The organism is Micromonospora sp. NPDC047793 (assembly GCF_040642635.1).
GTDB lineage: Bacteria > Actinomycetota > Actinomycetes > Mycobacteriales > Micromonosporaceae > Micromonospora.
Genome location: NZ_JBEYSG010000017.1, coordinates 17,198 through 29,313, shown reverse-complemented (window position 1 = coordinate 29,313; position 12,116 = coordinate 17,198). Strand labels below are relative to the sequence as shown.

The following is a 12,116-nucleotide window of genomic DNA, read 5'->3' as shown; positions in this document are numbered from 1 at the left end:
TTATTACCGGTGGTGGTACGGCACTCCCCGGTCGGGACGGGTCGGGGGTGCCGCGGTGTGGGGCACCGGGCTGCGGTTGTGCGGATTCCGCGATCGCGGCCCGGTGCCTGTCCGTTTCTCTGCCTAGTACTGTCTCACCTTCGACGTCACCGCAGGTAGATGCGGGGTGCCGGCGGGGTGCTCATGCCGTCGCCGAGAAAGAAGCTCGGGTGCGGCGGCTGGTTGTAGGCGGTGTTCTGCCAGGCGACGGCGACCCGGTACTGCAGGTCGTGCATGAGGGTGGGCAGGCGGATGCCGGTCTGCGTGGGTGTGCTGTAGACGCGCAGGGCCCGGTTGTCGCTGGTCCGCCAGACGACCTCCTCCCGCCAGTCGCCGAGGATGTCGGCGGAGAGCGCGGGCGTGGACTTGGTGCCGTTGTTCGAGGCCACGTTGCTGCCGGTGAGCAGGCGGGTGTCGCCGTCGGGGCCGTACTTGTCGATGCGGGTGGCGTCGAGCAGTTCGCGTACCGGGTCGCCGTCCCACCAGATCAGGAAGTTGGTGGAGGACGGTTTGCGGCCGACGTTCTGGCCTCGGGTGTTGGTCAGGCCGCTGACGGCGGACGACCAGGACTCGGCCCCGGGGCTGCCGGCCCAGATGTCGCCGGCGACGCCCCGGCCGTTGTCGCCGGCGGCCGGGGTGGACCAGATGCGTTGTCCGGTGCGGGCGTCGGCGAGGTAGGAGCTGGGCTGGCTGCCGCTCTCGTTGACCTTGAAGACCTCCAGGCCGGGGCGGGCCGGGTCGAGGTCGCCGACGTGCATGGCGTCGCCGTGGCCGGTGCCGGTGGAGTGCAGCAGGCGGCCGTTGTCGTCGATGGTGGCGGCGCCGTAGACGATCTCCTGTCGGCCGTCGCCGTCGACGTCGGCCACGGAGAGGTTGTGGTTGCCCTGGCCGGCGGCGGCGCCGTTGCCGGAGGCGTCGGAGTCGAAGGTCCAGCGTTTGGTCAGGCTGCCGTTGCGGAAGTCCCAGGCGGCGATCACCGCGCGGGTGTAGTAGCCCCGGGCCATGATCAGCGAGGGGCGTTGTCCGTCGAGGTAGGCGGTGGCGGCGAGGAACCGGTCCACCCGGTTGCCGTAGTTGTCGCCCCAGGAGGAGACGGTGCCGCGCGGCGGGTCGTAGGCCACGGTGGAGAGGGCGGTGCCGGTGCGGCCGTCGAACATGGTCAGGTACTCGGAGCCGGCGAGCACGTACCCGCTGGAGTTGCGGTGGTCGGCGCCGGCGTTGCCGATGACCTGGCCGGTGCCGGAGCGGGTGCCGTCGGCGGTCTTCATGGCGACCTCGGCGTCGCCGTCGCCGTCGTAGTCGTACACCTGGAACTGGGTGTAGTGGGCGCCGGCCCGGATGTTGCGGCCCAGGTCGATGCGCCACAGGCGGGTGCCGGTCAGGGTGTACGCGTCGACGTAGACGTTGCCGGTGTAGCCGGACTGGGCGTTGTCCTTGGCGTTGGAGGGGTCCCACTTGACGACGAACTCGTAGCGGCCGTCGCCGTCGAGGTCGCCGACGCTTGCGTCGTTGGCGGCGTAGGTGTAGGCCTCGCCGCTGGGAGTGGTGCCGCCCGGCGGGATCTGCAACGGCACGTCCAGGTAGCCGGCGGGGAACTGGAGCGCGGGCGCCGAGGCGGCTTGTTCGACGCCGTCGACGACGGCCCGCACGGTGTACGCGCTTCCGGCGGCGGCGCCGTTGTCCAGGTAGTTGGTGGCGCCGGTGAGCGGGCTGGCGGTGACCCGGGTGCCGCCCCGGTAGAGGTGGAACGCCACCCCGGAGGTCTCGGTGCCCAGCAGGCGCCAGGAGACCAGGTTGCCGGTGCCGGCGCGGACGCTGACCAGCCCCCGGTCGATGTTCTCCGCCTGCATCGCGCCGGCCGGCGGGGTGGTGGGCGGTGGTGTGGTCGGCGGCGGCGTGGTCGGGGTGGGTGTGACGGGCGGCAGCGTGGTGGTCGGTCGGGTCGTGCCGGTGCAGGTGGTGCCGTTGACGGCGAAGACGGTCGGTGCGGGGTTGGTGCCGGACCAGGAGCCGTTGAAGCCGAAGGCGGTGCTGGCGTTGGTGCCGAGTGTGGCGTTGTAATCCACGTTGCGGGCGGTGACCTGGGTGCCGGACTGGCTGACGGTGGCGTTCCAGGCCTGACTGACCTGTTGACCGGCGGGCCAGGTCCAGGTGACGGTCCAGCCGGTGAGCGGATCACCGAGGTTGGTCACGGTGACGTCGGCGCCGAAGCCGCCGGACCACTGGTTGGTGACCCGGTAGTCGACGCGGCAGCCGGCGGCGGCGGCCGACGCGGTGAGGGTGGTCAGCCCTCCGGCCGCGAGGATGGTGGCGGTGGCCGTGGCCAGCAGCGCGGTTCGGCGGGTGGTGCGAGGCATGGTCGTCCCTCCGGAGGAGGTCACGCGCGGTTCCCGCCTGTCCGACGGCGTGCCCTGTCCGACGGTGACGTCCCGCGCTGGAAGGCAGAGATCCCGACGCATCGATGTCGGTCTACGCGGCCCCGCGCAGCTGTGATGCTATGGCAAGCGCTTTCTCGGCACAATCACGCCGTATGCTTGCCACCGCGCCCACTTCTTGATCGACTTCCGGCATGCCAGCGCACATGACACCGGACGAGTTCCGCCAGGCCGGGTACGCGGTCGTCGACTGGATCGCCGACTACTGGGCCACCCTCGACAAGCGTCCGGTCACCTCGCCGGATCCACCCGGCACCGTCGCCGCCCGATTACCGGCCGGGCCGCCGACGCACGGTGAACCCATCGAGGCGCTCCTCGCCGACCTGGACTCGCTGGTGACACCCGGGCTCACCCACTGGCAGCATCCCGGCTTCTTCGGCTACTTCCCGGCCAACACCAGCGGACCCAGCGTGCTGGGCGACATGGTCAGCGCCGGGCTCGGCGTGCAGGGGATGCTCTGGGCCACCGGCCCGGCCTGCACCGAGATGGAGACGGTGCTGCTCGACTGGCTGGCCGACCTGATGGAGCTGCCGCGCAAGTTCCGTTCCAGCGGCCCCGGCGGTGGGGTCATCCAGGACTCCGCCTCCTCCGCCACGCTGGTCGCCACCCTGGTGGCGCTGCACCGGGCCGCGCGGGGACGCTGGCGACAGGTCGGCGTGGACCGACGGTACCGGGTCTACACCTCCACCGAGGGCCACTCCTCCGTGGAGAAGGCCGCCCGGATCGCCGGGCTCGGCGCCGAGGGCGTACGGCTGATCGAGGTGGACCCGGAGACCCGGGCCATGTCGGCGACGGCGCTGCGGGCCGCGATCGAGGCGGACATCGCCGCCGGGGTGGTCCCCGCCCTGGTGGTGGCGACCGTCGGCACCACCTCCACCACCGCCGTGGACCCGCTGCCGCAGATCGGGCCGGTCTGCGCCGAGCACGGCGTCTTCCTGCACGTCGACGCCGCGTACGCGGGCTCGGCGGCGGTCTGCCCCGAGCTGCGGTCCGGCCACGACGGACTGGAGTACGCCGACTCCTACTGCTTCGATCCGCACAAGTGGCTGCTGACCGGCTTCGACTGTGACGCGTTCTGGGTGGCCGACGCCGGTGAGCTGGTCGAGGCGCTGACCGTGCTGCCCGAGTACCTGCGCAACGCGGCCACCGAGTCCGGTGCGGTGATCGACTACCGGGACTGGCAGGTGCCGCTCGGTCGGCGCTTCCGCGCGCTCAAGCTCTGGTTCGTGCTGCGCTGGTACGGCGTCGAGGGGCTGCGCGCGCACATCCGCAGCGGGGTCACCCTGGCCGCCCGCTTCGCCGACCGGGTACGCGCCGACGACCGCTTCGAGCTGGTCACCGGGCACCCGTACGCGCTGGTCTGTTTCCGGCTGCGGGGCGACGACGAGCCGAACGAGCGGCTGCTGGCGGCGGTGAACGCCACCGGTCGCGTCCATCTGACGCACACCCGGGTCGCCGGCCGGTACACGCTGCGGCTGGCCGTCGGTGCGCCGCAGACCACCGAGGTCCACGTGGACCAGGCGTGGGAGCTGATCTCGCAGGCTACGCGTACCGCCGCCGACTGAGTCACCGGCGTCGGGCCGGGCATCCGCCGACGGCGGCGCGGGCAGTCCCTCGGCGATCCGGGAGTCGGATCGCCGAGGGCGGTGCGGCCGGGGACGACGGGCGGGCTGTCAGCGGTCCGCGCCGGAGAGGGCACGGGTGCCGCCCTCAGCCTCGGCTGGCGTGGCGTCTGCCTCGGCGGGCGACGCGGCACCGTCGACCGGTGCGGTGGCCGCGAGTGCCTCCTCGCGGCGGGTCCGCCGCAGCACCCGCACCGCCAGCACCAGCGCGGCCACCCAGCCGGCGGCCAGCAGCACGTAGACCACCACCGGCACGGCGCTGGGCACCTCGGCGGCGCCCAGCAGGACGCGGGCGTTGGTCAGCACGATCACGCCGCCGACCGCCGCGCCGAGCATCTGGGCCGGGATGATCCGCACCAGGTAGGCCGCGATCGGCGCGGCGATCAGACCACCGGCGAGCAGGGCGAGCACGATCGGCAGCAGGAAGCCCTCGGTGCCGAGGCCGATCAGGAAGCCGAGGCTGGCCGAGGAGGCGACGACGAACTCGGAGGTGTCCACCGAGCCGATCACCTTGCGCGGCTCCATCCGCCCGGACGCCAGCAGGGCCGGCGTGGCGACCGGGCCCCATCCGCCGCCGCCGGTGGCGTCGACGAAACCGGCGACCAGCCCGAGCGGGCCGAGGAAACGGCCGCGCAGCTGGCCCGCGGCCGGGTTGCGGCGCAGCGGCCGGGAGAACCGGACGAGCAGGTACGCGCCGAGGGTGAACAGAATGGCGGCCATCCAGGGGGCGGCCGACTCGGTGGAGAGCCAACTGAGGAAGGTGGCCCCGGCGAACGCGCCGATCGCGCCCGGCAGGGCGATGCGGCGCACCACCCGCCAGTCGACGTTGCCGAACCGCCAGTGCGCCGCCCCGGAGGCGAGCGTGGTGCCGATCTCGGCCAGGTGCACCGAGGCGGACGCCGCAGCCGGCGCGATGCCGACCACCAGCAGCAGGGTCGTGGACGTCAGTCCGTAGGCCATGCCGAGCGCACCGTCGACCAGCTGTGCGGCCAGCCCGACCAGTGCGATGACGAGCAACTTGCGCACGGACGCCCCCTACTTTTCGGCATCTCCTATCAACTTGGTCGAGAATGCGGTACGCAGTGCCCTCCGGTCAACCCCCTGATCGGTCAGTGGGACGACACCCGGACACGGCGCCCCGGACCGCACGCGCGATCGTGGCAGTGCACCTGCACGACACGTCGGGCCCCGGGACCACCCACGCTGCCACGATGAGGGGCGTCGGCTGCCCTGGTGGACGGGATCAGGTCCAGGCGCGGGGGTCGGCGACCAGTTTGGTCACCTGTTCGGGCAGGGTGCCCTGGGCCACGTCGGCCACGGTGACCAGTTCGAGGATCTGACGCTCGCTGGCGCGCAGGGCGATCCAGACGTCCTGCAGGGCGCGGGCCGCGCCGTGGTAGCCGAGTTGTTCGGGGCGCTGGCCACGGATGTGGGCCAGTGGTCCGTCGATCACCCGGATCACCTCGGCCAGGGAGATCTCCTCCGCCGGACGGGCCAACCAGTAGCCACCCTCGGGTCCCCGCTGCGCCTGCACGATGCCGCCCCGACGCATCTGCAACAGGATGCTCTCCAGGAACTTCGGAGGGATCTCCTGGGCCCGGGCGATCTGGTCGGCGGTCACCGGGCGACCGCGCCCGGACCCGGTCACCGAGGCCAGCTCGGTGACCGCGCGGAGGGCGTAGTCCACCCGAGCGGAGAGTCGCATGCCGGACAGGTTAGCGGGCCGCCCGATCCACCTGGACGATCACCCCTGGGCCGATCGGTCTCACTCGCCCACCCGACGCAGCAGTCCCTCCTGCACCACGCTGGCGATGTGCCGGCCGTCGACGGTGAACAACTGGCCGGTGGCCAGCCCGCGCGCACCGGAGGCGGACGGGCTGCCGCAGTCGTAGAGGAACCATTCGTCGGCGCGGAACGGGCGGTGGAACCACAGGGCGTGGTCCAGGCTCGCACCGACCACCCCGCCCGGCCCCCACACCTCGCCGTGCACGGAGAGCACCGAGTCGAGCAGGGTCAGGTCGGAGGCGTACGTGAGGGCGCAGGCGTGCAGCAGCGGGTCGTCGGGGAGTTTGCCGTCGATGCGCATCCACACCCGTTGGTGCGGATCGGCCGGCCGGTCGCCGGGGCGTACCCAACCGGGTTCGCCGACGTAGCGTACGTCGATGGGGCGCGGGATCTGCCCCCAGATGCCGAGCCGCTCGGGATAACGGGCCAGCCGGTCGGACATCGTCGGCACGGCGTCCGGGGCGGGCACGTCCGGCGGGACCGGAGTCTGGTGGTCGAGCCCCTCCTCGTGCCGCTGGAACGAGGCGGACATGAAGAAGATCGGCTTGCCGTGTTGCAGGGCGACCGAGCGGCGTACCGAGAAGGACCGGCCGTCGCGGATGTTCTCCACCTCGTACGCGATCGGCTCGGCCGGGTCCCCGGCGCGAACGAAGTAGCCGTGCAGCGAGTGGACCACCCGGTCCGGGGCGACGGTGCGCCCGGCCGCGACCAGTGCCTGGCCGGCGACCTGGCCGCCGTAGACCCGCTGCGGGCCGACCGGGGGGCTCATCCCCCGGAACGACATGGTGCCGGTCGACTCCAGGTCGAGCACCTCAAGCAGCTGGTCGACGGCGGCCTGGCCGACGATGGTCCCCTCGCCGTCGGTCACTGCAACGCCCTCGCGGTGGCGGCGTCGACGAGCGATCCGAGCTGGTGCACCCGCAGCGTGTTGGTCGAGCCGGGGCTGCCGGGCGGGCTGCCCGCCACGACCACCACCAGGTCGCCGGGGTTGCCCCGGTTGAGGCCGAGCAGCGCCTGGTCGACCTGCCGGAACATGTCGTCGGTGTGCTGCACGAACGGCATCAGGAAGGTCTCCACGCCCCAGCAGAGGGCGAGCTGCTGCCGCACCTCGGGGACCGGGGTGAAGGCCAGGAGCGGCAGGTCGCAGTGCAGCCGGCTCAACCGGCGCACGGTGTCACCGGTCTGCGAGAACGCGACCAGCGCCTTGGCCCCGATGGCCCGGGCGATGGAGGAGGCGGCGACGGTCAGCGCCCCGCCGTGGGTACGCGGGTCGTGCTGGAGTCGCGGCACGGCGATGGACCCGGCCTCGGTGGTGGTGACGATCTTGGCCATGGTGCTGACCGTGAGCACCGGGTACTTGCCGACGCTGGTCTCGCCGGAGAGCATCACCGCGTCGGCGCCGTCGAGCACGGCGTTGGCCACGTCGGAGGCCTCGGCGCGGGTCGGGCGCGAGTTCTCGATCATCGAGTCGAGCATCTGGGTGGCGACGATGACCGGCTTGGCGTTCTCGCGGCAGAGCTGCACGGCGCGCTTCTGCACCAGCGGGACCTCGTCCAGCGGCAGTTCCACGCCGAGGTCGCCACGGGCGACCATGACCCCGTCGAAGGCCAGCACGATCGCTTCCAGGTGGTCGACGGCCTCCGGCTTCTCGACCTTCGCGAGTACGGGCCGGTGCACGCCGACCTCACTCATGATCGCGTGGCAGAGCTTGATGTCGTCGGCGGAGCGGACGAACGAGAGCGCCACCAGGTCGACACCGAGACCGAGCGCGAACCGCAGGTCGGCCGCGTCCTTCTCGGAGAGGGCCGGCACGCTGACCGCGACGTTGGGCAGCGAGACGCCCTTGTTGTTGCTGACCGGCCCACCCTCGGTGACCAGCACCCGGATGTCGTTGCCGGTCACGTCGGTGACCTCGACGGCCACCCGGCCGTCGTCGATCAGCAGCCGGTCACCGGGCTTGACCTCCTGCGGAAGGCGGCGGTAGGTGCAGGAGACGCGCTCCTTGCTGCCCAGGATCTCGTCGCCGGTGATCACGACGGAGTCGCCGGTACGCCACTCGTGCGGCCCGTCGGCGAACCGGCCCAGCCGGATCTTCGGTCCCTGCAGGTCGGCCAGGATCGCCACCGGCTGACCGGTCGCCTCGGCCGCCTCCCGGACGAGTCGATAGACGGACTCGTGATCGGCGTGGCTGCCGTGGCTGAAGTTGAGCCTCGCCACATTCATGCCGGCCTCGACGAGCCCACGGATGCGCTCGGGCGACGAGGTGGCGGGGCCAAGAGTGCAGACGATCTTCGCGCGGCGTGTCACGCCCATCAGGCTAGTCTCTCCTCCAGGTCGGACCACGGGCCGACCCCTTGCGCATTGCGGAACGATTGTCCAACGCTGCGCGCCGTAACGCGCGCAGCCGGCGGGCGAAAGCCGCACCGGACGTCAACGGCGGGCAACAGCGACCGCGCGCCGGAATGGTACGCCCCTGACACCAATGGGCGGCGAGGCGCTCCACTCCGGTGACCGAGAGTGCTCGCGACATCACGATACGAAGATCGGCCAGCGGATCCCGTCCCCGCCTCAGCTCTCCGTCTTGGCCAGCGGAAACTCCAACGAGCCCGCCGGGCAGAGGAAGGTCATCACGTCCACCCGGTAGAGCTCGGCCTGCACGGCCGGGTCGGCCTCCATCACACTGCGTACGTCGTCCACGGAGCCGGTGCGCGCCAGCCCGAAGCCGAGCGGCGGATCCGGCTCCCGGGCGTCGTTGCCGTCCACCGCGCCGGCCACCAGGATGATCCCCCGGCGCTGCAACGCCGCCATGTGCTCGGCGTGCTCGGCCTGGAGGCGCTGGATGGTCTCCGCCGGCAACGCCCGCCCGGCGGCACCGGGATACAGCACGATGCACTCGAACGTGTCGAGCGCGAAGTCGACCCGCGGCTCTCCTGCCATCACGTTCCTTTCCGCAGCTCACCCGCGCCCTGCGGTGGCACGCACGGCGGTGTTCCTGAGCGTCTCACGCCACCGGTGACCGGCACCGGCCGCTCAACGGATTCGCCCCCGGTCGACTCGGATCCGACCCCGGTCGACCTCGGAGCCGGCCCGGCCCGCCCGGTTGGTCGTCAGCCTCCGGTGGGGCCACGATCGGGTACCCGCCCGCGCCGGTGTAACCGCCGCACCAGGGGAAAGGTGTACTCCAGGGTGACCGACGCGGTCACCGACGAACGACACGATGGGAACGGCGAATGGCGAGCGACACCGACCCGCGACCCGCGAAGTCCTCCGGCACCTACCGCATCGGCGGCGAGCTGACCGTCGACCGGCTCGGCTACGGGGCCATGCAGATCACCGGACCGGGCGTCTGGGGTGACCCGAAGGACCCGGCCGAGGCGGTCCGGGTGCTGCGCCGGGCGTACGACCTGGGCGTCACCTTCATCGACACCGCCGACTCGTACGGCCCGTTCGTCTCCGAGCTGTTGATCAGGGAGGCACTGCACCCGTACGCCGACGATCTGGTCATCGCGACCAAGGCCGGTCTGACCCGCGGCGGCCCGGGCGTGTGGCGCCCGGTGGGCCGGCCGGAGTATCTGCGCCAGCAGTGCGAGCTGAGCCTGCGCCACCTGGGCCTGGAGAGCATCGCGCTCTACCAGTTGCACCGCATCGACGCGAAGGTGCCACTGGAGGACCAGCTCGGCGAGCTGGTGCTGCTGCGCCAGGAAGGCAAGATCCAGCACATCGGGCTCTCCGAGGTGACCGTCGCGCAGGTCGAGGCGGCCCGCCGGATCGCGCCGATCGTCTCGGTGCAGAACCTCTACAATGTGGCCGACCGCAGCGCCGAGGAGGTGCTGACCTACTGCGAGACGAACGACGTCGCGTTCATCCCGTGGTTCCCGATCGCCACCGGCGAGCTGGCCCGCCCCGGCGGACCGCTGGACGCCATCTCCACCGAGCACGGCGCGACGCCCGCCCAGCTCGCGCTCGCCTGGCTGCTGCGCCGCTCGCCGGTGATGCTGCCGATCCCCGGCACCTCGTCGGTGGCCCACCTGGAGGAGAACGTCGCCGCCGCCACCATAGAGCTGACCGACGCCGAGTACGAGTCCCTCGCCACCGCCACCTGACCCACCCCCGCGCCACGACCCACCGCACCACGGCCTCCGCGCGCCGGCCCACCGCGCCGATCATGGAGTTGCGGCAGGGACAAAGGGTGGCAATCACCACTACTCCTGCACCACAACTCCATGATCGGCGGGGCGGAAGGGACGGGCGGGGCGGAGGGCGGGGGTCAGAGGGCCAGGCAGGCGGGGTTGACGGGTTGGTCGCGGAGGGCTTGGCGGATCACGGAGTACGTGGTGCCGTCGGTCACCAGGCCGAGGTGCCCGACGACGCGGAGTGGACACCGGGACTGGATCAACACGTTCGTCGCCCCGTCGGCCAGCGTGGCGTTGTCGACCGGGCGCACCAGTTCGTCCTGCCGGGTACGCACGGTGGTCCAACGGACGTCACCGGGGGTGTCGTCACCGGCGTTCAGCGCGGCGAGGAACGGCGAGCCGATCGTCATCTGCTGGCAGGCGACGACTCCCGCACAACTGCCCAGGCCGAGGAAGGCCACGATGTTGGCGACGTACGTGCCGTACTGCGGGGTGCCCAGGCTGACGTAGCGTCCGACGGCGTCCCCGCCGCCCAGGTTCTTGATGTAGTAGCGGCTGACCAGGCCGCCTTCGGAGTGGGCGACCAGGTCGACCTTTGCCGCGCCGGTGCTGGCGCGGACCTGGCCGACGAAACCGCGCAGGCTTCCGGCGGACGTGGTGATGTCGCCGAGCCCGAGGTTCGGCAGCGGATAGATCCAGACGCGGTACCCGTCGGCGCGCAGCCGCGCGGCGAGCGGTTCGTAGACGGCGGCGAAGCCGCTGAGCCCGCCGACGACGATGACCGGGTTGGCCCCGGCAAGGGCCCGCAGGCCGTCGGCGGATCCCGCCGCGCCGCCGTGATCGGGGGCGGCACCCGCCGGGCCAGAGCCGGCCAGGTCAGAACCGACCGGACCGGTATCGGCCAGGACCGAGCGATCGGTGGCGGCACCTGCCGTTGACGTGTCGGGGACGGGCTCGGCGGTGGCGGCGGCCGGGGAGGCCAGGACGGTGGCGAGGGCCAGGGCCAGGACGGGGACAGCCTTTCGGAGCAGCATCGCTGCACCTCCCAAGGGGGATCCCGGGGTTGCCGGGTGGAGGCGGTGGGGGTGTCCGATCGACCGTGCCTCGATGATGCGGGCCACAATCCGGAAACGTCAATGAAAAGTTACGCGCGGGTAGCGATCTCTTCGCCGCCACCCCACGAACACCGCGGAGAGCGGAGCGCACCGCGGAACGGCGGACGCCGCACGCACCGGCCGGGTGCGTGCGGCGTCCAGGGTGGTACGGGCGTCAGCCGGCCGGAGCCTTCTCCGGCTCGGGCTCGGGTCGGGCCGGACCGTTCTTGACGTACGTCGGGTGCAGTTGCACCGGCTGGTTCTCCTGTCGGCGTCGCTGACGCGACCGGACCCGCAGGTTGAGGAACTCCACGAAGATCGAGAAGGCGATCGGGCCGTACACGTAGCCCTTCGGGATGTGCTGGTCGAGGCCCTCGGCGATCAGGCTCGCACCGATGATCAGCAGGAACGACAGGGCGAGCATCTTGACCGTCGGATGCTGGTTGACGAAACTGCTCACCGCATTGACCGAGACCAACATGATGATCATGGCGATCACCACGGCGGCCACCATGATGGCGAGTTCGTCGACCATGCCGACCGCGGTGATCACCGAGTCGAGCGAGAAGACCACGTCCAGCACCAGGATCTGCGCGATGACCACACTGAACGAGGCGGCCTTCTTGCCCGACTTGGCGTGGTCGGATCCCTCCAGGTGCTCGTGGATCTCGTACGTCGCCTTGCCGACCAGGAACAACCCGCCGAGCAGCAGGATCAGGTCCCGCCCGGAGATCTCCTGACCGAGCACGGTGAACAGCGGAGCGGTCAGGCCGATGATCCAGGACAACGAGGCCAACAGGATCAGACGGGTGATCAGGGCGAGCGAGATACCGATCATCCGGGCGCGGGCCTGCTGGTGCTCAGGTAACCGGCCGGACAGGATCGAGATGAACACGACGTTGTCGATGCCCAGCACGATCTCCAGCAGGAGCAGGGTCGCGAACGCGATCCACAGCTCGGGACTGGTCAGGAATTCCATTCCATCCTCGACTTCCAGACCGCCGCCGG

At 71.5% G+C, this 12,116-nt stretch carries 10 protein-coding genes; 2 read left to right on the top strand and 8 right to left on the bottom strand.

What is annotated here, in order from left to right; all coding sequences use genetic code 11:
- Window positions 1-146: 146 nt before the first annotated feature.
- Window positions 147-2,396, bottom strand: a complete 2,250-nt coding sequence (locus ABZ738_RS26095) for a cellulose binding domain-containing protein (RefSeq protein ID WP_357217303.1) — start codon at window positions 2,394-2,396, stop codon at window positions 147-149.
- Window positions 2,397-2,608: 212 nt separating this feature from the next.
- Between ABZ738_RS26095 and ABZ738_RS26090 the strand changes: the two genes are divergently transcribed.
- Window positions 2,609-4,039 carry a pyridoxal-dependent decarboxylase gene (locus tag ABZ738_RS26090; RefSeq protein ID WP_236145734.1) on the top strand — a complete coding sequence of 477 codons (1,431 nt, stop codon included), beginning with the start codon at window positions 2,609-2,611 and terminating at the stop codon, window positions 4,037-4,039.
- Between the two features lie 108 nt (window positions 4,040-4,147).
- On the opposite strand, the gene ABZ738_RS26085 is transcribed toward ABZ738_RS26090, so the two are convergent.
- From ABZ738_RS26085 to ABZ738_RS26065, 5 genes are all read right to left on the bottom strand, one after another.
- Window positions 4,148-5,122, bottom strand: a complete 975-nt coding sequence (locus ABZ738_RS26085) for a sulfite exporter TauE/SafE family protein (RefSeq protein WP_357217299.1) — start codon at window positions 5,120-5,122, stop codon at window positions 4,148-4,150.
- Window positions 5,123-5,339: 217 nt separating this feature from the next.
- Entirely contained in the window at window positions 5,340-5,801 is a 462-nt protein-coding gene (locus ABZ738_RS26080) for an Rrf2 family transcriptional regulator (RefSeq protein ID WP_131053955.1), read from the bottom strand.
- A gap of 60 nt (window positions 5,802-5,861) precedes the next feature.
- Window positions 5,862-6,749, bottom strand: coding sequence for an acyl-CoA thioesterase II (locus tag ABZ738_RS26075; RefSeq protein ID WP_176094844.1), 888 nt, complete (start codon window positions 6,747-6,749; stop codon window positions 5,862-5,864).
- Window positions 6,746-8,194, bottom strand: a complete 1,449-nt coding sequence (gene pyk / locus ABZ738_RS26070) for a pyruvate kinase (RefSeq protein WP_131053954.1) — start codon at window positions 8,192-8,194, stop codon at window positions 6,746-6,748. The genes ABZ738_RS26075 and pyk overlap by 4 nt, the downstream gene beginning before the upstream one ends.
- Window positions 8,195-8,449: 255 nt before the next feature.
- Complete coding sequence (locus ABZ738_RS26065; protein WP_117227117.1) at window positions 8,450-8,818, bottom strand: YciI family protein; 369 nt, start codon at window positions 8,816-8,818, stop codon at window positions 8,450-8,452.
- Between the two features lie 293 nt (window positions 8,819-9,111).
- Between ABZ738_RS26065 and ABZ738_RS26060 the strand changes: the two genes are divergently transcribed.
- The gene (locus tag ABZ738_RS26060) at window positions 9,112-9,984 is read left to right on the top strand and encodes an aldo/keto reductase (protein WP_176094845.1); all 873 of its coding nucleotides are present in this window, start codon (window positions 9,112-9,114) and stop codon (window positions 9,982-9,984) included.
- A 164-nt stretch (window positions 9,985-10,148) separates the two neighbouring features.
- Here the strand turns inward: ABZ738_RS26060 and ABZ738_RS26055 are convergent, their stop codons facing one another.
- Together ABZ738_RS26055 and ABZ738_RS26050 are read right to left on the bottom strand one after the other, a co-directional pair.
- A complete protein-coding gene (locus ABZ738_RS26055; RefSeq protein ID WP_357217291.1) occupies window positions 10,149-11,048 on the bottom strand; it encodes an alpha/beta fold hydrolase in 900 nt (299 codons plus the stop codon).
- Between the two features lie 235 nt (window positions 11,049-11,283).
- Complete coding sequence (locus ABZ738_RS26050; RefSeq protein ID WP_131053951.1) at window positions 11,284-12,087, bottom strand: TerC family protein; 804 nt, start codon at window positions 12,085-12,087, stop codon at window positions 11,284-11,286.
- Between the last annotated feature and the right edge of the window lie 29 nt (window positions 12,088-12,116).